Source organism: Pseudomonas yamanorum (assembly GCF_900105735.1).
Taxonomy (GTDB): Bacteria; Pseudomonadota; Gammaproteobacteria; order Pseudomonadales; family Pseudomonadaceae; genus Aquipseudomonas; species Aquipseudomonas yamanorum.
The window spans coordinates 5,218,179-5,242,141 of sequence record NZ_LT629793.1 but is presented as its reverse complement, the minus strand read 5'-3'; the positions used below and the strand labels follow the sequence as shown (position 1 = coordinate 5,242,141).

Below are 23,963 nucleotides of genomic sequence, written 5' to 3'. Positions count from 1 at the left end.
GGAAACCTGTTAATCGTGGTACATCACCGACCGCCCGCCATCGATCATCAGGCAGGTGGCATTGATAAAGGGCGCCTCATCGGTCGCAAGAAACAGTGCCGTCATCGCCACTTCAATCGGCTGGCCGATGCGCTTGGGCGGGTGCAGGTCAAAGGCGCGCTGACGCTCGGCGTGGGGGTCGGCAAAGCCGTTCCAGTAATCGACGTTGAGTTGGGTTTCGATATAGCCCGGCGCGATGGCATTTACGCGGATGCCCTTGGGCGCGTATTCGATGCCCAGTGCGCGGGTCAGCCCCAGCAGGCCGTGCTTGGCCACCGGGTACGGGAAGCAGCCGGGAATGATGTGGCTGGAATGGGTGGAGGCGATGTTGATGATGTTGCCGATGCCCTGCTCGATCATGTGCGGCAACACGGTGCGGCAGCCATACCAGGCGCCGTCGAGGTCGATGGCGAAACAGCGGCGCCAGTCTTCGTCGGTCATTTCCAGCGGGTCGCGGAACACGTTGACGCCGGCGCAGTTGACCAGTACATCCACGCGGCCAAAGCGTTCGATGGCCACGTCCACCAGGGCGCGCCATTGATCCTTGGAACTGATGTCGACGGCTTGCGCGTAGATCTGGGCGCCACGCTCTCGCCAGTGAGCCGCGACCTTCTCGACCTTCTCACCCTGGATATCACCGATCACCAGGCGCGCCTGCTGGGCCTGGAAGCACGCGACGATGGCCTCGCCTATGCCTTGGGCAGCACCGGTGATGACCACGACTTTGTTCTTCAGTCGCTCGCCGTAAGTCGGCTCGGGCACCGGAGGTAAGGACAACGGTTGTGCCTGCATCGCTTCACCTGTTTTGTTTTTGGTAGTGAGTGCTGATGCGCAAGACTATAAACCCAGAAACCAAAACATCTCAATATATAAATTATCATCCCATATAGTGAGCAAATGTATAAAAAAACCGGCTGTGATAGCCGGCTCTTTATGGGCCTTCAACCTTGGGCGAAATCCCTCAAGGCATCGCCTTCCATGCGGTAGCGCACCCACTCTTCCTGTGGCTGGGCGCCGATGGATTTGTAGAACGCAATGGCCGGCTCGTTCCAGTCCAGCACGCTCCACTCGAAACGCCCACAGCCATTGTCGCAGGCGATTTTCGCCAGATGGCGCAGCAACTTCTTGCCCGCCCCGCCGCCGCGTTGCTCGGGGTTGATGTACAGGTCTTCGAGGTACAGGCAGTTGCTGCCGAGCCAGGTGGAGTAACTGAAAAAGAACACCGCAAAGCCGATCGGCAAACCGTCCCGCAGGCAGATCAGGCCGTGGGCGGTGGCGCCTTCGCTGAACAGGCTGCGCTCGATGTCCACCACGCTGGCGATCACTTCGTGCCGGGCTTTTTCGTAGTCGGCCAGCTCGGTGATGAAGGTCAGGATCTGCGCAGCATCGCTGGGCACGGCGGGGCGAATCTCGATGGTCATGGGCAGGCCTTGTCAGGGAAAGAGAGCACACATACTAAGGCGCTTTAATGACCGATTGCAGTGCAATTTCATTCGCGGCTAACCTGCAGGCTATCGACCTTTGAGAATCCCCATGCCCTTCACGCCCTTGACCGACCTCGCCGCGACGTTATTGCCTCACGCCCTTGAGCCTTCGGAAGACGGCGCCCATGACCTGTCCCATTTGCAACGGGTGTGGCACAACGTGCGGTCGATCCAGGCAGAGGAAGGTGGCGATCTGGAGGTGCTGCTGGCGGCGGTGCTGCTGCATGACTGCGTCGCGGTGGAGAAGAATTCGCCGTTGCGGTCCAAGGCCTCAACATTGGCGGCGGACAAGGCCGGGGAGATTTTGCAGGGGTTGGCGTGGCAGCCCGAGACGATCACAGCGGTGACGCATGCCATCGAGACCCACAGCTTTTCGGCGGGCCTGACGCCGGTAACGCTTGAAGCAAAGATTATGCAGGATGCCGACCGCTTGGATTCCCTGGGCATGATCGGCGTGGCCCGCACGTTTTACATCGCAGGGCGCATGGGCAGCGGGCTGTATGACCCGGCGGACCCAACGGCACAGCGCCGTGAGTACGACGACAAGCGCTTTTGCCTCGACCATTTCCAGACCAAGCTGCTGCATCTGGCGGGCGGATTTCAGACGCCGACGGGGCAACGCATGGCCCTGGCGCGCCATGAGCGGCTGAAGGGATTCATGGACCTGTTCATCGAAGAAATCGGCACACCATACTCCGCTGCGGGCTAACCCAAGCACCGCGAACCACAGAACAATCCCGCGCGCCGTGCATGGTAAAAAGTTGGGCATAAATCCAACAGACGCAAGGCTTCTCCATGCACGCCTCACCTGCGGTTGGTGGAAAACTGTTCGCTCTTTTCTGCCTCGCCAGCTACCTGCTTTCCTTGTCCTATGGCTCGACATTCTTGCTGTCGCTGCTGATCCATTCACGCGGCGGCAACGAACACGACGCCGGCAGCGTGATCTCCATGGCAATGCTCAGCACCTTTGTGGCGGTGCTGGTTTCCGGGCATCTGGCGGACCTGCTGGGAGCCGCCAGGTCGATTGCCCTGCTCGGCGTATTGCTGGTGGTGGCATGCCTGGGCTTTGCGCTGACACCGGGATTTGGCGAGGGCTTGATGTTCTTTGGCTTGTCGTTGGGATTGGGCTGGGGCGTGTTCTATACGCTGGGGCCGATCATCGTGGCGATGCTGGTGGAACCGGCACAGCGGGCCAAATATTTCGCCCTGCTGTCGGGCAGCATGATGACCGGAATCGGTTCCGGGCCGCTGTTGGGACGGGCGGCAAGTGCGCTGGATTTTTCGCTGACGGCGGCATTTTTTATTGCGGCGCTGGCGAGCCTTACGGGCGTGGTGATTTTCTGGCGTCTGGGTCGCGCCCTCAGTCAGCACGCTGCGCCGGCGTCGAAGATTTCCTGGTCGGCCACGCGCCAGGTGCTGTCATCGAAAGCGGTGTTCGCGCTCATCATGGTGGGCCTCGGCGGTTGCGTGTTTGGCGGGCTGTCGAGTTTCCAGACCAGCTACGCGGCGCTGCACGGGCTGGACTATTCGCTGTTCTTCCTGGGCTTCATGAGTGCGGCGATTACCAGCCGCCTGCTGATCGCCGGCATCGTGGTCAAGCGTGATCCGTATTGGGCGGCGTGTGTGTTGTCGGGGTTGATGCTGGTGTCGATTTTCCTGTTTGGGTTCAGGGTCAGCGGCAACTACAGCTACTTGCTGGCAGCCGTCACCCTGGGGGTCGGTTATGGCCTGACGTATTCGGTGATCAATGGTTTGGCCGCCAACGAGGCGCCCGCCGGCACCACCTCCCAGGCGTTGCTGTTGTTCAGCCTGGCGTACTTTATCGGGGTGTTCGGTTTCCCGTTGCTGGCGGGCAAGGTCATCGTCGAATACGGCATGCCCACCTTGTTGATGAGCGTGCTGGCCGTGGCTTTGCTCAATTGGCTGATCACAGTGGCGCGGCTGATCTGGCGCCGAATCGCGCCACACAAAATCTTACAAGCGACGTAAGACCGTTCGTCGGTATCGAGGCACGAATCGCAAACAGGGGCGGACCAATATCAGGTAAGGACATTAATCATATGGAGACACCATCATGACGACTTCCAAATTTGCCGCCCTCGCCCTCACCGGTTTGCTGTCTGCGGTTTCGCTGAGCAGCTTTGCCGCCTCCACAGGTTCCAGCACCGGCCCGACCGACCCTGTCGGCAGCCCGCCCAACCCGGCCACTCAAGAGTCGAAGGACTCGATGGGCACCGGCATGGACACCAACGGCGGCGCCATCATCGACAACAGCAGAGACCCACGCACCCAGGGCGACGACACCAATCGCAACAGCGGTGCGGTGCCTAACGGCAAAATGGGCCCTGGCGCCACTTCACCTTCGATCAATAAAGGCGATGACTCCAACATCCCTGGTGCGCCAAAACAGCCAGCGCCTTAATCCGCGAGAAAGACGAACACCCAACCATTTCCCAGTGAAGAGGTATGCATGAACGTCGATCACAACCTTGAAAAAGAAGTCCTCACGCGTCTGCTCCACGCTCATCCCAGTGGGTTGGGCAAGGAAGTGCTGGACAACTACCGAGGTGAAAAAGTGGTGGCCAGCGCCTTGGCCACCTTGCAGGACCGCGGGTGGATCAAGGAAGGCCATGTGACCTGCAACGATGCCGGGGAACACGCGCTGAACCTGCCGATCAAGCTCACCGCGTCCGGCGTGGAAGCGGCTCGCAAGCTGGAAAGCGAAGCGGGCCAGTAACGCACTTTGTCTGGCCTGGCCCTTCGCGAAGGGCCAGAACCAGGAGGAGTATCGCAATGCCTCGTGGAAGCAAAGCCAAATACACCACCGAACAGAAGCGCAAGGCCGCTCATATCGAAGCGAGTTATGGGCACCAGGGCTTGTCGAAAGAAGAAGCCGAGGCCCGGGCCTGGGCCACCGTCAACAAGCAGTCTGGCGGCGGCGAAAAGGCCGGCGGTTCAGGCCAGCACAAGGCCCCGGCGAAGAAGTCCCAGGACCGGCATGAGTCGGCCAAGCGGGCTGCGGCCAGTCGTGAAGGGCATCCGCGTAACAGCAGGGTTTCGCTGAGTACACAGACCAAGGAAAGCTTGCTGAAGGAAGCGCGCGCCAAGGACATTCCCGGGCGCTCGACGATGCGTAAAGATGAGTTGATTGAGGCGCTGAAAAAGGCCGGTTAAAGCGGATCAAAATGTGGGAGCGGGCTTGCTCGCGAAGGCGGTGTATCAGTGCCAGATTCATTGGCTGACCCACCGCCTTCGCGAGCAAGCCCGCTCCCACATTTTTTGATCGGGTTTGCAGCCACGGAATCAGCGGTGGGCGGCCACCAGTAGCATCATTGGGCGCTCAAGCTCTTCTGCCAGTGCGGGGCGGGCCTTCAGGTCCGCTTCGCTGGGGCCCCACTCGTCTACATGGGTCAGGGTGAACCCTGCCTGGATCAACAGCGTCAGCAACGTGCCAACCGTGCGATGCTGCTTGATCACGCCATCCGCCAACCAGTTGGTCACCCGTGGCCCTTCCAATTGATAGCTGTCCACCGGCCAGCTCTTGCGCCCTTGCTCATCAATCAGCCAGTCCGGTTGCCGAGGCGCCATGAAGATCGGGTGTTCGATGGAAAACACCAACCGCCCGCCCGGGACCAACGCTTGATGGATGCGCGCGAACAGGCCTTTCAGATCGACGATGTAATGAAACGCCAATGAGCTGTAGGCCAGGTCGAAAGCGGCATCCGGAAGGTCGAGTTTTTCCAGGTCGGCGATGCCGTAAGTAATCGCCGAAGTGGACGTCATCTCCTTTGCTCGCGCCAGCATCTTTTGCGAGACATCCAGCCCCAGCACCTGTTCGGCGCCCTGCTCTTGGGCCCAACGACTGAACCAGCCATAGCCGCAACCCAGGTCCACCACTTTCAACCCCGGCATCGACGGCAGCATGGCTTGCAACGCCGGCCACTCCGGAGCGCCGGCGAGGCCTTCTACCGAGCGCCCCATTTTGCTGTAGCCCTCGAAGAAAACCTCGGTGTCGTAGATGTTCTGGGTCATGACGCTGCTCCATGCTGAATGGCGACTATTCTGCCGAATCAGCCCGCACTCAACAACGCGTCCACTTCAGCCGTGCCCGGTGACGTGGCCGGCCCCCAGCGCGTGACCGCCAAGGCCGCCGCCGCATTCGCGCGACGTGCCGCGACAACAGGCGCCAAACAGTTGGCCAGGCCGGCGATAAACACTCCGGCGTGGGCATCTCCCGCACCATTGCTGTCCACCGCCTGGACCTTGAATCCCGGCACATGTTCGGCCTGCCCGTTACGGCTGACCCAACAGCCATTCGGCCCATCGCGCACCACCAGCAAGGTGTCGGCGGACAGGTGGTCGTTGAGCTTGAGCAATGCGCCCGCAAGGTCGCTGGCGCCGGTGAAGGCCAGTGCTTCCGGACCGTTGCTGGTCCAGATGTCGATACGCGGCAACAGGGCGACCATCAAGGCCGAGTCCGGTGCCTTCACCAGCGGGCCCGGATCGAACACCACGGTGATCTCCTGCGGCAACGCCAGCAGCCAATCGAGCAACGCCCGGGCCTTGCCCTCCAGCAGCAGGCTGTAGCCGCTGACGTACACATAGTCGTCGGCGTGGGGCACTGCGCTGGCCAGGTCTTGCGCCAGCAGGTCACCTTCGGCGCCGATGTGGGAGATGAAGGTGCGCTCGGTGGTGACTTCGGTCAGGGACACACACAGGCCGGTGTCTTTGTCGTCGCTGGCAGCCAGGGCCATTTCAATGCCTTCGGCTTGCATTGCCGCACGTGCCAGATCACCGAAGCGGCCGTTGCCGTGACGGCCCAGATACACGACCGGTAACCCGTTGCGTCGGGCGGCGGCCATCACGTTGAAGCCGCCGCCGGCTTCGAAGCTGGCGGAGTTGGCCAATACATCGCCGCCGGTGGCGGGCAATGTGTCGAGGGACATGACCAGGTCGACGATGACCTGGCCGCTGTGCAGCAATCTAGACATTAGCGCTCTCTACCAAAGCCGGACGACGATCAGCCGCGCCACCCAGTACCGCGTAAATCCCGCCGGCCACCAGGAAGGTGACGATCCAACCCAGGCCGTTATGGCCCAGCCACGAATCGGACAGCGGCCCGGCGAACCAGATGTTCTCGGCCGTCGTGCCGATGGTGGTGAAGCTGAAACCCAGCACAATCGCAATCGCCCAGGCGCCAAATGCACGCCATTCAACCCCGCCGCGATACCAGTAGGCACTGCTTGGCGTCACGTCCAGCAGGTCTTTGGGGCTGTAGTAATGGCGATGGATCAGGTCGACCACAAAGATCCCGACCCAGGCGGTGATTGGCACCGCCAGCAACGAGATGAAGGTGATGAACGGACCATAGAAACTGTCGGCGATCAGCATGAAGTAGATCGACCCGGCGAAGATCGCGACGATGTCGACGATCACCGCGTGCACGCGCTTGACCTTCAAGCCGAGGGTCAAGGTGGTGAGGCCAGCCGAGTACACCGACAGGTTGTTGGACAACAGCAGCCCGCCAAACGCGGTGATCAGGTATGGCACGGCCATCCAGGTCGGCAGCATGTCGCGGATCGCGATGATCGGGTCAGTGGCCGACGCCAGGTCGTTGTTGCCCACCGACAGCAAACCGCCGAGGGTGATCAACAGCACCAGCGGAATCCCCGCACCGAAGGCGGCAGACGCTACCAGGCGCACGGCCTTGACGCTGCGGTGCTGGTAGCGCGACATGTCGGCACCGGCGTTGGCCCAGCCGATGCCGGTACCGGCCGCCATGGTGCCGATGCCGATGATCATCGCGCTCAACGGCGCTGGCGTGGCGTTGAACACCGCGCTCCAGTCGATGGTGGCGCAGAGGAAACCGCCCACCAGGATATTCAGTGCGCCGAACACGTAGGTGGCCCACTTCTGGATCACCAGCAAGGTGGCGTGGCCCAGGCCCGATACGGCGAGGGTCAGCAGCACGAAGATGCCAATGAACAGCAGGGTCAGTACCGGCGCGCTTTTGGCGGCAACCGGCGAGTTGAACAGGATCGAGCACAACGACAGCAGCACGAATGCCGCCGTGGTGGTGTTGACGGTTTCCCAGCCCAGACGCGACATCAGCGACACCAGCGTCGGGCCGATATTGCCGCGTACGCCAAAGATCGCCCGGGACAGGGTCAGGCTCGGTGCACGGCCACGACGGCCGGCGATGGAGATGATGCCCACCACCGCAAACGAGCCGGCGGCGCCGAGGATCGCCACGATGATTGCCTGCCAGATTGCCAGGCCGCGAAACGCCACGAGGGTCGCGCCCAGGGGCAAGCCGAGGATGCTGATGTTGGCCGCAAACCAGACCCAGAACAGTTGCAGCGGATGGCCGTTGCACTCGCCTTCCGGGACCGGCTCGATGCCGCGTGTTTCCAATTGCCCGGCGCTTTGGCCGGAAGAGGACGTACTCATGGTGGGGTGCTCCTGATGCCTGTTTTTTTGTGGTTGTGGCAGGTTGGCAAGTTGAATCTGTGTTCCGGTCGTCCTGACTCGGCGCGATCAATGTGGGAGCTGGCTTGCCTGCGATAGCGAAGTGTCAGCCGATGATGCATTCACTGATCGACCGCTATCGCAGGCAAGCCAGCTCCCACATTTTTGATCTGCGGTGCTCAGCGCAGATCGAGCAGGCCTTGGACCAAGGGTTCCAGTTCCAGGCCGTTAACCTGCTTGACCTGCTCAATCATCGCCTCAGGCCAGCACTGCATCCCCAGGCACGCACCGAGCATTGCGCCGAGAATCGCGGCGATGGTGTCGGTGTCGCCGCCAAGGCTGGCGGCCATGCACAGGGCTTCGAAGGCATTCACTTCACCCACCGCGACTTGCTGTGCGAGGGCAAACGACACCACCACCGATTCCTGGGACGCCACCGAGGTGCCGATCAATTCGTAGAGCAGGTCGGTAAACAGCGCCTTGTCGCCGCTGTCGACGCTCAAGGTGCGCGCCCAACTGATGCGGGTGGCGATGCGCCCACCGGCAATCCAGTGGCCATGGTTTTCCGCCTGCTGGGCGATCTGGGTGCCGATGTTCAGCGCTTCGCCCAGGTCGACACCGTTGATCCCGGCGGAAACTACCGCGGCCACGGCTGCGGCGCTGGAGATGCCCAGGTTGGTGTTGTGTGTGACCTGGCACGCCTGGATCACCGCCTGGATAAACTGCGCAGGGTCATTGACGTCCGCCGCGATGCCCACCGGGGTGATGCGCATGGCGGCGCCATTGGTAGTGCCGTAGCGCCCGGATTCTTCCGGGGTATGGCCCGCCAGGATCATGTCGATCGCCCGTTTGGTGGACGGGCCCAGCAAATCCTGGGATCCCTTGGCGCGCATCACCGCTTCCCAGTCGATCAGGCGCTGGGCCAGTTCGGTGGGTTCAATCTTGCCTTGGCCGTCTACCAGCAACTGGCCGACGAGAATCGCCTGTTCGGTGTCATCGGTGATCGACCCCTTGGGCATGTTCGGTGCGATCGGCTGATCGGCGTCGGCATCTTCCAGGGCGGTGATCGCGCCGAAACGCGCCTTGACCTGCTCGCGGCTCAGGGACTGGGTGGGCATGCCCAACGCATCGCCCAGGGCCAGGCCATAGAAGGCGCCGAGGGCGCGGGTGGTGGCGGTCATGTCGGTGTTCCAAATTGAAGGTGCAGGCGGAAGTGCAGAGGGTCGAGCAGGCTTTCGACGGATTCCATGAACCGGTCCTGCCGGTCGTACGTGGTGCGCAGGGCCTTGAGGAACACCGTGCCCACCGGCCGCCCCAGCAATTGGGCGTCTTCTTCGTTCAACGGCTCGGCACCGATCCATTGGCTGCCGGTGGCGCCGACGTAGCCGTAGGCTGCCAGGGTGATGGTCAGGGAGTTATCGATCAGGCCGACTTGCGGCAGGCTCTCGAGACCACCGGAGGCCGGCATCAGCGAGCGCTCCAGGGACACGAGCGTGCCGTCGGCGGCGCGACGGCGGCGATCGAGGGCGATGAATTGGTCACTGCCGTGACTGCTGAGCAGGTCCGGGCGGGTGACTGCTTCCAGGCGCAGGATTTCGGAGGTGACCACTGCGCCGGTGTCGGCGAGGGCCTGGGCCCAGCCGCTGCGCTGGTCGAGCACCATACCGTCGAAAGTGACGATGGAGCCCACACCGCTCTGAGTGGCGATGTAGCTGCGGCGCTTGAGTTCGGCCAGGGCTTCACGCAGGGTGCCGCGGCTGACGGAAAACTCTTCGGCCAACTGATGCTCGCCTGGCAGCAGGACACCGTCAGCCATCACTCCACCCTCGATACGGCGGATCAGCTCGTCGACGACGCGTTTTTTCTTATCAAATCGGACATGTCTAATCATGTACAAATTTATAACCGAAAGCGCCCGGCTTCAGCAAGCGAATTATTTCAGGGAGAGCGAGAAATCAGCCTCAGGGCTCCAGGCCGATGGGGAAAAATACCCCGCCGCTCCAGACGCCAAGCCAGTTCTTACCGTTGATCGGACGGGTCACCGCCAACTCCACCAACTGATAGAACGCATTGCGATGGACCAAGGCTTCGAGGTTGGTGCGCACCCGCAGGTACGGCGAGGGTTCCTGGGTTTCCGGGTCAATCACCACCCGCAGCGGATGTTCGATACCGGCCTCGACCTGTTCATCGACATTGGTGGTAAAGCGCAGCACCTGGCTTTCGCCCTGCCCTTCAACTTCCAGGGTGACGGCGACAAAGGGCGCGTCATCGACCTTGATCCCGACCTTTTCCACCGGGGTGATCAGGAAGTAATCATCGCCATCGCGGCGGATGATGTTGGAGAACAGCTTGACCATCGGCTTGCGGCCAATCGGCGTGCCCATATAGAACCAGGTGCCATCGCGGGCAATGCGCATGTCGATATCGCCGCAAAAATCCGGGTTCCACAGATGCACCGGTGCGGGCCCCTTGCCCTTGGGCAATTGCGCCAACAGGTCATTGGCCTTGGCCGAATCGCTCATGCTGTACTCCTTGTGTCTTACTGATCGCTCATGCCCAACAGGCTGCGCGCGTAGTGCGCCAGGGGCTTGCCGATCAGATCATCAGGCTTGTTGTCGTGGAACGTCAGTAAACCGCCACGGCTGTGAATCCGCACAGTATCAATCAAATACTGGGTGCTGGTCTCAATCAACATGACCTGAATGGTGCCGGTGTCGATACCCAGGCGATCCACCGCCTCCTGGTCAGACCATTCATCGGCGTTGCCGATCCGGTCATCCGCCTGGGCAAAGCGGCAGTACAGCAGGTAATGCGCACCGGCCGCGCGGGCTTCAGACATCGCCTGTTCCAGGCCTTCGGGTTTGCGGGCGCGGCGGACCATCGGGAAGTATTCGACAAAGCCGTTGAAGGCTTCCTCGGCCACCACGTTAGGCCGTGGATAGGCGCTGCCCGGCGGGGTGAAGGCGCCCTGGGCGATGAAAACGAAGGAGTCCGGCTGTATGCGGACCGAATTGACGCGGCGAGTATCGCTGTGGTCCAGCAGCCCGGCGTCGCTCATCTGATAGCGCGTGCCTTCGGCCATATCACTGACGGTCATGCAGCCACCCAGCGCGAGTGACGCCAGCACCAAAACCAGACTACGCATCCTAATTCTCCAAAGGCCGGTGACGGAAAACCGGCGAATGGGCACGAGATGCAGATTTTGCGCCAGCTTGCGGGACTAGCCGCCGATGATCTTCATGATGGTGGCGCCGCCGGAGAATGCCACCTCCTGCTTGTCGCCCAAGGCCTTGACCAACAAGCGCTGCAAGGCCGGCAGAGCCTGGTGGCGGGGTTTGTCCAGCAGGTCGCCGACGTAGTGGCGGTTGCTCGACGACAAGCAGCCATGCAGCCAGCCGGTGGACGACAGGCGCAAACGCGAGCAGGTCCGGCAGAACGGCACGCTTTCATTGGCAATGACACCGAAGAAGCCTTTGCCGGGCACTTCGTAACGCACGGCAGTGGCGTCCACCGGAGCGTTGGCTTGCAGGTATTCGTGTTGTTCGCCGATCAGGCTGAGCAATTGCTGAAGGCTGACGAATTGCTGCAGGAACGCGTTGGAGTCGGTGGCCAGGTGGCCCATGCGCATCAATTCGATAAAGCGCAGCTCGTAGCCACGCTCCAGGCAGTAGTCGAGCAGCGGCATCACCTGATCAAGGTTCTGGCCGCGCAACGGCACCATGTTGACCTTGATCTTGATTCCGGCGGCGCTGGCCTGGTCCATGCCATCAAGCACGGTGGCCAGGTCGCCACCGCGAGCGATGCTGCGGAAGGCGTCGGCGTCCAGGGTATCGAGGGAGACGTTGATTCGGCGAATGCCTGCCTCCACCAGCAGCGGCAGTTTGCGCGCCAGCAGTTGGCCGTTGGTGGTCAGGCTGATGTCACTGAGGCCCATCTGCCCCACTGCGCCCATGAAGGCTTCCAGCTTGGGACTGACCAACGGTTCACCACCGGTAATGCGCAGGCGTTCAATGCCAGCAGCCTCGATCAGGTACTCGACGCCACGAGCCATTGCCTCGGCCGACAGTTCGTCCTGCGCAGCCACCAGCCGCTTGCCGTTGGGCACGCAGTAGGTACAGGCGTAATTGCAGGCTGAGGTCAGGCTGATCCGCAAATTGCGGAATCGCCTGCCTTGACGATCAACGATCATGGATCACTCCGGCAGAGGATAATTCGGGCACGCCAAAACCTGACTGAAAAATCAAGTTTTAGCAAGGTCCTTGCCTGAGTATATTCCTGGGTTACTGCGCTGGGCAGGAAATCATATCGCCATCACGCTGGCGAATGATTCAAGTGGCCGGCGTTTCAGCGTTAGGCAAATCGGTGCTGTGCTTGCGCTTGTTGCCCATGCGCACGCCGATGTCCATCAGGAATTGGAAAAAACCTTCCTGATCTTCCAGCACATTGCTCCAGAACGGCGAGTGGTACAGCGCCACGGCGCCGTGCACCAACGCCCAGGCGGCGCAGTAGTGGAAATACGGCGGCACGTCTTCGAGCTTGCCTTCGCTGATGCGACCCTTGATGAGCAGGGTCAGGCGCTCGAAGTTCGAGGCGCGGATCTTGTGCAACTCCTCGACCATTTCCGGCACCTGATGGCCTTTCACCACTTTCTCTTCCAGGCGATCAAACAGGCGGTAGCGCTGCGGGTCACGCATGCGGAACTCAAAGTAGGCGCGGGACAGCGCTTCCTTGTCCTTGTCGACATCGGCCGAGTGCAGCAACTCGTTCAGGTCACGCTCGTAGTCGAGCATCAGGCGCAGGTAGATCTCGGCCTTGGACTTGAAGTGCTTGTAGATGGTGCCTTTGCCGATACCCACGGCATCCGCAATCATCTCGACGGTGACGCTGTCTTCACCCTGGTCGAGGAACAGCTTGAGTGCGGTGTCGAGAATTTCCTGCTCGCGGCGGCGAAACTCACGGACCTTGCGGGGTTCTTTGTGCATAAGAAAAAGGTCTGCAGAGATGGATATTGGGAGGGTGGCGTGCCCCAAGCGGTGCTTGTCGGAACGTTTTACCCGGTGCGCGGGATTATCCCGACTGAACGGTCGCTGGGCAACGCCTATATGAACAACCTTTGCACTTAACTTACAGCACGCCAACGAATCAGCCGATTTGAGTCAGAAATAAAACGGGGGATTGCCACCTGTGCATCGCACCCCATGAGAACTCAACCGAAGCGCGCGTATTCCAAATCTGTTTAAAAAACGATCAGATGCGGCTGGACTGAATCGGATACTGATCAATACTTGAAATGTCGGCGTGGCATCTCCCCCAAGTGACGCGTCGACCTGGGTACCGACGGACTGCGTGCCCTTGTTTTACTCCTAATGGTCTTAGCCCGGATTCACCCCCCAGAACCCGGGTTTTTTTTGCCTGCGATTTAGTGGCCGACGTGGGCCAGCGGGAACAGACGCTTGAAGTTCTCGGTGGTCTGTTCGGCGAAGCGCTCGTAGGATTCGCCCCGCAGCATCGCCAGGTAATCCGCCACATCACGTACGTATTCCGGCAGGTTGGGTTTGCCGCGATGAGGAATTGGCGCCAGGTACGGCGAATCGGTTTCCACCAGCAGGCGGTCTGCCGGTACCTGGCGCGCGACATCCCGCAGGGCGTCGGCGTTGCGGAAGGTCACGATGCCCGACAAGGAAATGTAGAAGCCGAGGTCGAGGGCGGCCTTGGCCATGTCCCAGTCTTCCGTGAAGCAATGCAGCACACCGGCCTGGGGCAGCGCGGCCTCGCGCAGCAGGGTCAGGGTGTCGGCACGGGCGCCACGGGTGTGGACGATCACGGGTTTGCCAGTCTGCTGAGCGGCTTGCAGGTGCAGACGGAACGACGCCTGCTGCAACTCGGCGGCTTCCGGTTCATAGTGGTAATCCAGGCCGGTCTCGCCGATAGCCACCACGCGTGGGTGATTGAGTTCGCCGAGCAGCCAGTCGAGGGCCGGGGCTTCGCCAGGCTTCAGGTCCAGCGGGTGAATGCCCACCGAGCAATCGACGTCGGCATAACGATCGGCCAGGGCTTTGACGTCGGCGGCGTTTTCCGCACTGACGCCGATGCACAGGAAGTGCCCTACCCCGCGCTGGCGCGCGGCTTCGAGAGCGGCGTCAAGGGAGCCGTCGTGCTGGGCCAGGTCGAGGCGATCAAGGTGGCAATGGGAATCTACGAGCATAGGGATCTACAACTTGAGTCACGGAAAGTGTCTGGCCAACGATACACCCGTCGGCCGTTGAAATTAACGGCGGCCGAGCAAGCCGACCCATTGCACCAGCAAGGCCTCAAGCAACAGCACGCGGTTGAGGTTGGCCTTGCCCAGGACCTTCTGGCGCTGGGCGAGGATCCAGTCCTGAATGTTCAAGACCTTGTCCTGGGCACTCTTCTGCGCGAGGTATTGCACCACCTTGCGCATGTCCGCCAGGCCCAGGCCGTTTTCGTCCTGGGTCAGCTGGTAGCGCAGGATCAGGCTCGACCAGTCGCAGAACCAGTCGAACAGCAGCAACAAGGGAATGTCTTTCCATGCGCTTTCGGCCAGTTGCGTTGCAGACAGTTCCTGCTTGAGCAACTTCTTCACGCCATCCACCACCAACGCACGCTGTTCACGTACGCCTTGGGCCTGGAGTTTGACCGCCGCCAGGGGCGAGCCGGCCGCCAGGGTCAGCAACTCGACGCGCTCGGCCTCGCCACACTCCGGCAGTGCCTGGGCCAGCCATTGCAGGCTCATGGCTTCGCTCGGCAACGGGCAGGCCTGTTGCACGCAGCGGCTGCGGATGGTCGGCAGCAGGCGGCTGGACTGGTGGCTGACCAGCAGCAGCACGGTATCGCCAGAAGGTTCTTCCAGGCTTTTGAGCAAGGCGTTGGCCGCGTTGATGTTCATCGATTCCACTGGCTCGATCAGCACCACTTTGCGCCCGCCCATCTGCGCGGTCTGCACCACGAAGCTGACCAGATCACGCACCTGGTCGACCTTGATCGCCTTATCGGCTTCTTCCGGTTCCAGCAGGTAGTTGTCGGGGTGGCTGCCGGCCTTGAGCAGCATGCAGGATTTACATTCCCCACAGGCTTCCAGCCCGTTGGGCCGCTGGCACAACAAGCTGGCCATCAACCGCTCGGCCAAGGCGCGCTTGCCGATGCCCACCGGGCCGTGGAGCAAGTAGGCGTGGGCGTGCTGGGCACGGCCAGCCAGTTGCTGCCAGAGGCTGTCCTGCCACGGATAGGTTTCAGCCACGGACACGCTCCACAAGCTTCGGCAACAGGGCGTCGATGCACTGCTGAACCTGAGTCAGCGGTTGCGCGGCGTCCAGCAGGTAATAACGGGCGGGGTCGGCTTCGGCGCGCTTGAGAAACGCGCTGCGCACAGCTTCAAAAAACACTCGGGTTTCCAGTTCGAAACGATCGAGGCGACCCCGGGCGGTGGCGCGGGCCATGCCGACTTCCACCGGGAGGTCGAACACCAGGGTCAGGTCGGGCCGCAAATCGCCCTGGACGAAGGTTTCCAGCGTCGCAATGCGCTCAAGGGACAAGCCACGACCGCCGCCCTGATAGGCATAGGTGGAATCGGTAAACCGGTCACAAATCACCACCGCGCCACGGGCCAGCGCCGGGCGAATGACTTCGGCCAGGTGCTGGGCGCGGGCAGCAAACACCAGCAGCAGCTCGGTGTCAGGGTTCATCTGTTCGTCGCCCGGGGTCAGCAGCACTTCACGAATGCGCTCGGCCAGCGGCGTGCCGCCGGGCTCGCGGGTCAGCAGCACCTCGATACCTTCGGCGCGCAGGCGCTCGGCAAGGTATTCGCGGTTGGTGCTTTTGCCGGCGCCTTCCGGGCCTTCCAGGGTAATAAACAAGCCAGTCACAGGCAGTCCTTAGTCAGAGTCATTGCGAGCTTTGCGGCGCGGTGTCATCGGGTGCAGGAGTTGGCTCGGCGGGCGTATCAACCGGTGCGTCTTCAGGTTTCGCCGCCGATGCGGGCGCGGGCGCCGGGCTGGAACGGTAATCGGCACGACGCTTCATCTGAAACTCGCGCACCGCCGCGTTATGTGCATCCAGGTTATCCGAGAAGATATGGCTGCCATCGCCACGAGCGACAAAATACAGGCTGCTACCGGCCACCGGGTTCAGCGCGGCATGAATCGCCTCACGTCCGACCATGGCAATCGGCGTCGGCGGCAGGCCGGCGATCACATAGGTGTTGTAGGGCGTGGCTTCCTTGAGGTGCGCACGGGTCAGCTTGCCCGTGTAGCGCTCGCCGAGGCCGTAGATCACCGTCGGGTCGGTTTGCAGCAGCATGCCGATCTGCATGCGTCGCACGAACACTCCGGCGATCTGGCCGCGCTCTTCCGGCACGCCGGTTTCTTTCTCGACCAGCGAGGCCATGATCAGCGCTTGATAGGGTTCGGTGTACGGCGCATCGGCGGCGCGTTTGCTCCACTCCTGGGCGAGGACATCGTCCAGACGGTTGTAGGATTTTTTCAGCAGTTCGACGTCGCTCATGCCACGTACGAAGCGGTAGGTGTCGGGGAAAAAGCGGCCTTCAGGGAAGACACCAGGGTGGCCGAGCTTTTCCATCACCTCACTGTCACTCAGGCCCGACAGGGTTTGCTCGATCTTTTCATGCTTGGCCAGGGCGGCGCGCACCTGGCGGAAGTTCCAGCCTTCCACCAGCGTGATGCTGTACTGCACCACTTCGCCACGCTGCCACAAACCGATCAGGCCCTCGGCGGTGAGGCCCGAGGTCATGCGGTATTCACCACTGTGCAGCGGCTGGCCGTCGAGGTTGAAGCGCCAGTAAAGACGCAACCAGAACGCATCCTTGAGTACGCCGTCATTTTCAAGACGATTGAAGGTGCCGGTGGGCGTCGCGCCGGCCGGTACGTCCAGCAATTGCTCCTGGGTCAGATTCAGCGGCTGCTCAAGGGCCGAGTTCAGCTTCCAGGCCGAAGCGCCCAGCAGCAAACCCGCCAGGACCAGGCCGATCTCCAGCAACAATACAAATTTACGTCTCAAATCAAATATCCAATAGTGCGCGAACAATGCCCTGCAGTTTACGGGTGAGCGGCCCAACCGACCAGCTCATCGCAGCACATCCGCGCACCGGCCAAATGCCATATACGCTGTTGCACACAAAGACTTCGTCAGCCTGTTGCAGTTGCTCAAGGCTGATGTCGGCCACACGGGTCGGGATGCCCAACGCCTGAGCCTGGGCCAACACCTCGGCCCGCATGACGCCGGCGACCCCACAGCGCTTCAGATCAGCGGTCAGCAACACGCCGTCACACACCAGGAACAGGTTGCTGAACACGCCTTCGATGACTCGACCGGACATATCCAGCATCAAACCTTCGGCGTGATCGGCACCCTGCCACTCGGCGCGGGCGAATACCTGTTCCAAGCGATTGAGGTGCTTGAGGCCTGCGAGCAACGGTTGTTCGGACAAACGGGTGGTACACGCAAACAGGCGAATGCCTGACGCTGCATGTTCCGGGGGATAAGTGGCAGGTGGACTGCCTTGCAGAATACGCCGCGGGGGAGCGCCAGCGCTGATGCCGTAACCGCGCTGGCTGTCGCCACGGGTCAGGATCAATTTGAGCACACCGTCGCCGAGGGCGGCGGCATAGGCTAGCAATTCGCTGCGGATCAACGGCTGATCCGCAACAATCGCCAACCGCCTGCAGCCCTCACCGAGGCGCTGCAGGTGGCGGTCGAGCAACACGGGCTGCCCGGCCTTGACGGCAATGGTCTCGAACAGGCCATCACCGTACGCCAGGCCACGGTCTTTCAGGGGCACTGCGCCCGCCGGCTGACCGTCAACCCAGCTTTCCATCACTCGGCGAACCGGCGGAACACCAGGGAACCGTTGGTACCACCAAAACCGAAGGAGTTGGACAACACCACGTCGATCGGCATCTTCTGCGCCTCATGAGGCACGAAGTTCAGGTCGCAGCCCTCATCCGGCTCATCGAGGTTGATGGTCGGCGGAGCGACCTGATCCTTGATGGCCAGCACACTGAAGATCGCCTCGACCGCGCCCGCCGCACCCAACAGGTGGCCGGTCATGGACTTGGTGGAGCTGACCGCCAGCTTGTAGGCGTGCTCGCCGAACACCGACTTGATGGCCTCGGCTTCCGCCAGGTCGCCCGTCGGGGTCGAAGTGCCGTGGGCGTTGATGTACTGCACCTGGTCAGCGTTGACCTTGGCATCACGCAACGCATTGGTGATGCAGCGGGCAGCACCCGCACCGTCAGACGGCGGCGAGGTCATGTGATACGCATCACCGCTCATGCCGAAGCCAATCAGTTCGGCGTAGATGGTAGCGCCACGGGCTTTCGCGTGCTCCAGCTCTTCGAGGACCAGGGCTCCGGCGCCGTCGGCCAGTACAAAACCGTCACGGCCTTTGTCCCACGGACGGCTGGCACGGGTCGGCTCGTCATTGCGGGTCGACAGTGCACGGGACGCGCCGAACCCCCCCATGCCCAGGCCGCAGGCCGCCATTTCGGCGCCGCCAGCGATCATCACGTCGGCTTCGTCGTAGGCGATATTGCGCGCCGCCATGCCGATGCAGTGAGTGCCCGTGGTGCACGCCGTAGAGATGGCGTAGTTAGGCCCCTGGGCACCCAAGTGGATGGACAGGAAACCGGAAATCATGTTGATGATCGAGCCAGGCACGAAGAACGGTGAAATTCGACGGGGGCCAGACTCGTGCAACGTGCGGCTGGTTTCTTCGATATTGGTCAGACCGCCAATACCCGAACCCATGGCCACGCCGATGCGCTCACGGTTGGCGTCGGTGACTTCCAGGCCGGCATTACGGACCGCCTGAAAACCGGCTGCCAGGCCGTATTGAATGAACAGGTCGAGTTTGCGGGACTCTTTGACCGAGAGATATTCCTCGACATTGAAGTCCTTTACCGAGCCGCCAAAACGGGTGGAATAGGCAGAAAGGTCCGTGTGTTCGATCAGACCAATACCACTGCGGCCAGCCAGAATGCCCTGCCAACTGCTCGGCACATCCGTACCCAGTGGCGACAACATACCCATACCGGTGACTACGACGCGTCTACGCGACACAGCACTCTCCTTTTTCTAATGACGACACTTTGCATCAGGCTTAAAGGAAAAAACCGCACGCCATAGGGCAGTGCGGTTTTTCCATCACAGCAAGCGACGATTACAAACTATTACGCCTGGTGGCTAGTAACGTAGTCGATGGCAGCTTGAACGGTAGTGATTTTTTCAGCTTCTTCGTCCGGGATTTCGGTCTCGAATTCCTCTTCCAGAGCCATCACCAGCTCAACGGTGTCAAGGGAGTCGGCACCCAGGTCTTCAACGAAGGAAGCAGTGTTGGTCACTTCTTCTTCTTTAACGCCCAGTTGCTCAGCAACGATTTTCTTGACGCGCTCTTCGATGGTGCTCATACCGTGTTTTCACTCCTAATGGACAAATTCAGGCAGCTGGCCAGTGGGTAAGTGTATAGAAAGGCTTTTCAGCTTTTCAACTGAAAGCTTCACCCTCGTACCCTATTGGCCATCTGCCTATAAATAGATTGCAGCTTTATAACGGATTTTAGACAGCTCGTATGACATTTTTTTGAAGCGATCCGTCACAATTTAACTCATGTACATCCCGCCGTTAACCGGGATTGTAGCCCCAGTCACGTATGCCGCACCGTCGGATGCCAGGAAAGTGACCACATTCGCGATCTCTTGAGCCTGGCCCAGACGACCCAGCGGAATCTGCGTCAGCAACGCTTCACGCTGCGCTTCAGGCAATTCACGGGTCATATCGGTATCGATGAACCCTGGGGCCACCGAATTGACCGTAATCGACCGCGAGCCCACTTCACGCGCCAGTGCACGGCTGAAACCTTCCAGACCGGCCTTGGCGGCTGCGTAGTTTACTTGGCCTGCGTTGCCCATGGCACCCACTACGGAGCCAATATTGATAATTCGGCCCCAACGAGCCTTGGTCATACCGCGCAAAACACCCTTGGACAGGCGAAACAGACTGTTCAGGTTGGTATCAACGACGTCATGCCACTCGTCGTCTTTCATGCGCATCATCAGGTTATCGCGGGTGATACCAGCATTGTTCACCAGAATAGCCGGTGCACCGAATTTCGCCGTGATTTCCGCCAGGACGGCAGCCACGGACTCATCGCTGGTCACGTTCAGTTCAAGACCGGTGCCCTGAACGCCGTGTTCCTTCAGCGTCGCAGCAATACGCTCGGCGCCGGCGGCGGAGGTTGCGGTACCGATGACCACAGCGCCCAGACGGCCCAGCTCCAGGGCGATCGCCTGGCCAATGCCACGGCTAGCGCCGGTGACCAGTGCAACTTTACCTTGCAGACTCATGCAGGCTTCTCCTAGGTTCGGAAATTAAAGGTCAGGCCAGGGCTGCGCGAGCAGCAGCAAAGGCATCCGGGGTATTGAGGTTGGAAGTCGACACGCCTTCGGCGCAACGCTTGTTCAGGCCAGCCAGGACTTTGCCCGGGCCGCACTCGACCAATTGAGTGGCGCCGTTGGCGGCCAGGGTCTGCACCGATTCAACCCAGCGAACCGGCTTGTACAGCTGTTCCAGCAGGTCGCGCTTGAGGGTTTCCAGGTCGGGAGCAACCGCAGCACTGACGTTCTGCACCAGCGGAATCTGCGGCGCCTGCCAGTTGATCGCCGCGATCGACTCGGCAAAACGTTCGGCAGCCGGACGCATCAGTTCGCAGTGGGACGGTACGCTGACCGGCAGCGGCAACGCACGCTTGGCGCCACGGGCCTTGCAGCCTTCGATGGCGCGCTCTACTGCGGCCTTGGCACCGGCGATCACCACCTGGCCAGGGGAATTGAAGTTCACGGCGCTGACCACGTCGCCCTGGGCCGCTTCGGCGCAGGCGGCAATCACGTCAGCATCTTCCAGGCCGAGAATGGCAGCCATGCCGCCCTGTCCCGCCGGAACCGCTTCCTGCATCAACTGGCCACGACGCTCGACCAGCTTGACCGCTTCACCGAGGGTCAGGCTGCCAGCGGCCACCAGGGCGCTGTATTCGCCCAGGCTATGACCGGCAACGTAAGCCGGGCGCGCACCACCTTCAGCCAGCCACAAGCGCCACAGGGCGATGGAGGCGGTCAGGATGGCCGGCTGGGTCTTGTCGGTTTGGTTGAGCAGCGCTTCCGGCCCTTGTTGGGTCAGTGCCCACAGGTCGTAACCCAAGGCATCGGAAGCTTCCTTGAAAGTTTCCAGGACCAGCGGATGTTCCGCGCCCAGCTCGGCCAACATGCCGAGGGACTGCGAACCCTGCCCTGGAAAGACGAATGCGAGGGATGTAGACATGTAACAAGCCCCTAATGATCTGGTCGTCGGAAATTGGCGCCCCACAGGTGGGAGCGCAAGAAACTGACAGATTGGATGGTCAATTGAACTGGCCGGTCACATTTAAGCATTTCCGGCCCGATTCGCCTAAGGCAACAGATCCTCAAGGCGGCCATGCAAGCGTTGCGGCAGGTTTTCCTGGATCTCGATCAAGGCGCGCTGGATAGCACTTTGAAAACCCTGCACCCCCGCCGAGCCATGACTTTTCACCACGATGCCCTGCAATCCCAGGAAACTCGCGCCATTGTGCCGCGCCGGTGCCAGGTCCGCCTGCAGGCGCCGCATCAAGGGCAGCGCCAGGGCGCCCACCACGCGTGACGCAAGGTTGCGCTTGAACAAGGCCTCGATGCGCGCAGCAATCATCGTCGCCAGGCCTTCGCTGGACTTGAGCAGGATATTGCCGACAAACCCGTCGCACACCACCACGTCCGCTTCGCCCCGGTACAGACCGTCACCTTCGATAAACCCGATGTAGTTCAAGCCTCGCGCGCTTTGCAACAGCGTCGCCGCCAACTTGACCTGCTGATTACCCTTGATGTCTTCGGTGCCGATATTCAGCAATGCCACCCGAGGCCGGGCCACGCCCAGGGCTTCGGCCGCCACCGAGCCCATCAACGCAAAGTGCAGCAGATGCTCGGCACTGCAATCGACGTTCGCCCCCAGGTCCAGCAACTGGCAATAACCTTGCTGGGTCGGGATCGCCGCGACCATCGCTGGCCGATCAATGCCCGGCAGGGTTTTCAGCACATGCCGGGACAACGCCATCAACGCCCCGGTGTTGCCGGCACTGACACAGGCTTGAGCCTTGCCGTCACGCACCAGCTCCAGGGCCACCCGCATCGAAGAATCAGGCTTGCCACGCAAAGCCTGTGCAGGCTTTTCATCCATGGTGATGGTTTCGCTGGCCGGCGTAATAGTCAGGCGCGCGCGATCCACCGCCGGATGGCTGGCAATCAGTTCTTCAAGTAAGGAGGGTTGACCGACGAGGGTCAGGTGCAGCGAGGGCGTGGCAGACAGGCAAGCAATACAGGCCTGAACAATGCTGCGGGGACCGAAGTCCCCGCCCATTGCGTCAATCGCGATGACTTGAGCAGACAAGTGATTACTCGTCAGCGCCCTTGTCGATCACTTTACGGCCACGGTATACGCCTTCTGGCGATACGTGGTGACGCAGGTGAACTTCACCGGTGGTTTTTTCTACAGACAGAGTGCTCGCCGTCAGGGCGTCGTGGGAACGACGCATGTCACGGGCAGAGCGGGATTTTTTGTTCTGCTGAACAGCCATAATTGATTAACTCCTAAACGTTTGGGTCACGCTTTAACTGCGCCAATACACTGAACGGGTTGGACCGCGTTACCTCGTCCTCGCTCGGTTCGGGCTCATCGAGACCCGCCGGCTGCTGGCATTCTTCCGGATGATGAGCAGGCACAATGGGCAAGGCGAGCAAAAGCTCCTCCTCGATCAGTGACTGCAGATCCAAAGGATCTTCGCCCAGTTCCAGCACGTCATAACCTTTCGGCAACGACTGGGTATTCGCACCCTCTTTCACCACAGCATAACTGCATTCGCTGTGGATCGGCAGGGTGACCAGCTCAAGACAACGCTGGCAAACCATTTTGACTTCGGTGTCGATAAAGCTGTGGATTACCACAGACTTACGTTCATCTCGTTCAAAAACGAATTTAGCCTGCACCGTACCGACAGTGTCGGAAAGCGGGTCGCAGAGTCTCTCCAAATCGGCCAGCAGCACTTCACCTTGAAGGGTAGTGCCACGATCAGCCAATTTGCGCGGGTCAACGTGAGGTGGAATCGGGTCATTCAACATAGGCGCAGCATTATAGGGATGCACCCAGCCATGTCAAAGGAAATTCAGCCCTGTCCGTCTCCGGGCCTCCCCGCTAGAATCCGCGACTGCCTTGAGGAGACGCCCATGCTGCCTTTATTACTCGCTTCCAGCTCGGTTTATCGCCGGGAATTGTTGAACCGCCTGCACTTGCCGTTCATCTGCAGCTCGCCGGATATCGACGAAAGCCACCGCCCGGACGAGTCCGCCGTGGCACTGGTGAAGCGCCTCGCCGAAGAAAAGGCCCGCGCCCTCGCCGGCAGTCATCCAGGGCATCTGATTATCGGCTCGGACCAGGTTGCCGCCCTCGACGGCCAGATCATCGGCAAGCCCCACACCTTTGAGAAGGCCCGCGAGCAACTGCTGGCGGCCAGTGGCAAGCGCGTCAGCTTCCTCACCGGCCTGGCCGTGCTGAACAGCACCACCGGCCACTGCCAGGTCGACTGCATCCCCTTCACCGTGCACATGCGCACGCTGGACACGGCGCGCATCGAACGCTACCTGCGCATCGAGCAGCCCTACGACTGCGCTGGCAGCTTCAAGGCCGAAGGGTTGGGGGTGAGCCTGTTTCAAAGCACCGAGGGGCCGGACGCAACCAGCCTGGTCGGCCTGCCACTGATCCGACTGGTGGACATGCTACTGGCCGAAGGCGTGCAGATTCCCTGAGAACACCACAAACAAATGTGGGAGCTGGCTTGCCTGCGATGCAGACACCTCGGTACATCAGTTGCACCGAGGTGAT

General features: G+C 61.1%; 29 protein-coding genes. 6 read left to right on the top strand and 23 right to left on the bottom strand.

The window, feature by feature from the left end; translation table 11 throughout:
* Positions 1-9 precede the first annotated feature (9 nt).
* Entirely contained in the window at positions 10-831 is an 822-nt protein-coding gene (locus tag BLU46_RS24715) for an SDR family oxidoreductase (RefSeq protein WP_093207355.1), read from the bottom strand.
* 149 nt (positions 832-980) lie between these two features.
* Entirely contained in the window at positions 981-1,460 is a 480-nt protein-coding gene (locus BLU46_RS24710; RefSeq protein WP_004371239.1) for a GNAT family N-acetyltransferase, read from the bottom strand.
* 112 nt (positions 1,461-1,572) lie between these two features.
* Between BLU46_RS24710 and BLU46_RS24705 the strand changes: the two genes are divergently transcribed.
* From BLU46_RS24705 to BLU46_RS24685, 5 genes are all read left to right on the top strand, one after another.
* Positions 1,573-2,232 carry an HD domain-containing protein gene (locus BLU46_RS24705; protein ID WP_063027970.1) on the top strand — a complete coding sequence of 220 codons (660 nt, stop codon included), beginning with the start codon at positions 1,573-1,575 and terminating at the stop codon, positions 2,230-2,232.
* 86 nt (positions 2,233-2,318) lie between these two features.
* Positions 2,319-3,512 carry an MFS transporter gene (locus BLU46_RS24700; protein WP_093207350.1) on the top strand — a complete coding sequence of 398 codons (1,194 nt, stop codon included), beginning with the start codon at positions 2,319-2,321 and terminating at the stop codon, positions 3,510-3,512.
* Between the two features lie 85 nt (positions 3,513-3,597).
* Entirely contained in the window at positions 3,598-3,945 is a 348-nt protein-coding gene (locus BLU46_RS24695) for a hypothetical protein (RefSeq protein WP_063027966.1), read from the top strand.
* 48 nt (positions 3,946-3,993) lie between these two features.
* Positions 3,994-4,260, top strand: a complete 267-nt coding sequence (locus BLU46_RS24690; protein WP_017475797.1) for a hypothetical protein — start codon at positions 3,994-3,996, stop codon at positions 4,258-4,260.
* 56 nt (positions 4,261-4,316) lie between these two features.
* Positions 4,317-4,697 carry a Rho termination factor N-terminal domain-containing protein gene (locus BLU46_RS24685; protein WP_093207347.1) on the top strand — a complete coding sequence of 127 codons (381 nt, stop codon included), beginning with the start codon at positions 4,317-4,319 and terminating at the stop codon, positions 4,695-4,697.
* A gap of 129 nt (positions 4,698-4,826) precedes the next feature.
* Here BLU46_RS24685 and BLU46_RS24680 read toward each other — a convergent pair whose 3' ends face one another.
* The 21 genes from BLU46_RS24680 to BLU46_RS24580 all read right to left on the bottom strand — a co-directional run bounded on the left by BLU46_RS24680 (position 4,827) and on the right by BLU46_RS24580 (position 23,203).
* Positions 4,827-5,555, bottom strand: coding sequence for a class I SAM-dependent methyltransferase (locus BLU46_RS24680; protein WP_093207344.1), 729 nt, complete (start codon positions 5,553-5,555; stop codon positions 4,827-4,829).
* Between the two features lie 38 nt (positions 5,556-5,593).
* Positions 5,594-6,514 (bottom strand): PfkB family carbohydrate kinase, encoded by a 921-nt coding sequence (locus BLU46_RS24675; RefSeq protein WP_093207341.1) that lies wholly within the window; start codon positions 6,512-6,514, stop codon positions 5,594-5,596.
* The gene (locus BLU46_RS24670) at positions 6,507-7,973 is read right to left on the bottom strand and encodes a purine-cytosine permease family protein (RefSeq protein ID WP_063027958.1); all 1,467 of its coding nucleotides are present in this window, start codon (positions 7,971-7,973) and stop codon (positions 6,507-6,509) included. Before BLU46_RS24670 ends, BLU46_RS24675 begins: the two co-directional genes overlap by 8 nt.
* A 197-nt stretch (positions 7,974-8,170) precedes the next feature.
* Positions 8,171-9,172 (bottom strand): ADP-ribosylglycohydrolase family protein, encoded by a 1,002-nt coding sequence (locus tag BLU46_RS24665; protein ID WP_063027956.1) that lies wholly within the window; start codon positions 9,170-9,172, stop codon positions 8,171-8,173.
* Positions 9,169-9,882 carry a GntR family transcriptional regulator gene (locus BLU46_RS24660; protein WP_093207336.1) on the bottom strand — a complete coding sequence of 238 codons (714 nt, stop codon included), beginning with the start codon at positions 9,880-9,882 and terminating at the stop codon, positions 9,169-9,171. The genes BLU46_RS24665 and BLU46_RS24660 overlap by 4 nt, the downstream gene beginning before the upstream one ends.
* Before the next feature lie 70 nt (positions 9,883-9,952).
* Complete coding sequence (locus tag BLU46_RS24655; RefSeq protein WP_093207331.1) at positions 9,953-10,513, bottom strand: DUF1285 domain-containing protein; 561 nt, start codon at positions 10,511-10,513, stop codon at positions 9,953-9,955.
* 17 nt (positions 10,514-10,530) lie between these two features.
* Positions 10,531-11,136 (bottom strand): DUF4823 domain-containing protein, encoded by a 606-nt coding sequence (locus BLU46_RS24650; protein WP_063027950.1) that lies wholly within the window; start codon positions 11,134-11,136, stop codon positions 10,531-10,533.
* 75 nt (positions 11,137-11,211) lie between these two features.
* A complete protein-coding gene (locus BLU46_RS24645; RefSeq protein ID WP_093207326.1) occupies positions 11,212-12,180 on the bottom strand; it encodes a GTP 3',8-cyclase MoaA in 969 nt (322 codons plus the stop codon).
* 139 nt (positions 12,181-12,319) lie between these two features.
* Entirely contained in the window at positions 12,320-12,973 is a 654-nt protein-coding gene (locus BLU46_RS24640; RefSeq protein WP_004371278.1) for a TetR/AcrR family transcriptional regulator, read from the bottom strand.
* Positions 12,974-13,410: 437 nt separating this feature from the next.
* Positions 13,411-14,196, bottom strand: a complete 786-nt coding sequence (locus BLU46_RS24635) for a TatD family hydrolase (protein ID WP_093207321.1) — start codon at positions 14,194-14,196, stop codon at positions 13,411-13,413.
* Positions 14,197-14,259: 63 nt separating this feature from the next.
* Entirely contained in the window at positions 14,260-15,249 is a 990-nt protein-coding gene (locus BLU46_RS24630) for a DNA polymerase III subunit delta' (RefSeq protein WP_093207318.1), read from the bottom strand.
* A complete protein-coding gene (gene tmk, locus BLU46_RS24625; protein WP_063027944.1) occupies positions 15,242-15,874 on the bottom strand; it encodes a dTMP kinase in 633 nt (210 codons plus the stop codon). The genes BLU46_RS24630 and tmk overlap by 8 nt, the downstream gene beginning before the upstream one ends.
* Before the next feature lie 19 nt (positions 15,875-15,893).
* Entirely contained in the window at positions 15,894-17,024 is a 1,131-nt protein-coding gene (mltG, locus tag BLU46_RS24620) for an endolytic transglycosylase MltG (RefSeq protein ID WP_093207313.1), read from the bottom strand.
* A 1-nt stretch (position 17,025) separates the two neighbouring features.
* Positions 17,026-17,841, bottom strand: coding sequence for an aminodeoxychorismate lyase (gene pabC / locus BLU46_RS24615; protein WP_093207308.1), 816 nt, complete (start codon positions 17,839-17,841; stop codon positions 17,026-17,028).
* Positions 17,841-19,085, bottom strand: a complete 1,245-nt coding sequence (fabF, locus tag BLU46_RS24610; RefSeq protein WP_026077774.1) for a beta-ketoacyl-ACP synthase II — start codon at positions 19,083-19,085, stop codon at positions 17,841-17,843. The genes pabC and fabF overlap by 1 nt, the downstream gene beginning before the upstream one ends.
* Before the next feature lie 110 nt (positions 19,086-19,195).
* The gene (acpP, locus tag BLU46_RS24605; protein WP_010165887.1) at positions 19,196-19,432 is read right to left on the bottom strand and encodes an acyl carrier protein; all 237 of its coding nucleotides are present in this window, start codon (positions 19,430-19,432) and stop codon (positions 19,196-19,198) included.
* A gap of 192 nt (positions 19,433-19,624) precedes the next feature.
* Positions 19,625-20,368, bottom strand: a complete 744-nt coding sequence (gene fabG / locus BLU46_RS24600; protein ID WP_063027938.1) for a 3-oxoacyl-ACP reductase FabG — start codon at positions 20,366-20,368, stop codon at positions 19,625-19,627.
* Between the two features lie 31 nt (positions 20,369-20,399).
* Positions 20,400-21,338, bottom strand: coding sequence for an ACP S-malonyltransferase (fabD, locus tag BLU46_RS24595; RefSeq protein WP_063027936.1), 939 nt, complete (start codon positions 21,336-21,338; stop codon positions 20,400-20,402).
* 126 nt (positions 21,339-21,464) lie between these two features.
* Positions 21,465-22,475 (bottom strand): phosphate acyltransferase PlsX, encoded by a 1,011-nt coding sequence (gene plsX, locus BLU46_RS24590; protein WP_081253091.1) that lies wholly within the window; start codon positions 22,473-22,475, stop codon positions 21,465-21,467.
* A 4-nt stretch (positions 22,476-22,479) separates the two neighbouring features.
* Positions 22,480-22,662: a 50S ribosomal protein L32 gene (gene rpmF, locus BLU46_RS24585; protein WP_004371305.1), complete on the bottom strand. Its 183-nt coding sequence runs from the start codon at positions 22,660-22,662 to the stop codon at positions 22,480-22,482.
* Positions 22,663-22,675: 13 nt separating this feature from the next.
* On the bottom strand, positions 22,676-23,203 hold the full coding sequence (locus tag BLU46_RS24580; protein ID WP_017475815.1) for a YceD family protein: 528 nt from the start codon (positions 23,201-23,203) through the stop codon (positions 22,676-22,678).
* Between the two features lie 105 nt (positions 23,204-23,308).
* Between BLU46_RS24580 and BLU46_RS24575 the strand changes: the two genes are divergently transcribed.
* The gene (locus tag BLU46_RS24575) at positions 23,309-23,887 is read left to right on the top strand and encodes a Maf family protein (protein ID WP_063027932.1); all 579 of its coding nucleotides are present in this window, start codon (positions 23,309-23,311) and stop codon (positions 23,885-23,887) included.
* The last annotated feature ends 76 nt before the right edge of the window (positions 23,888-23,963 follow it).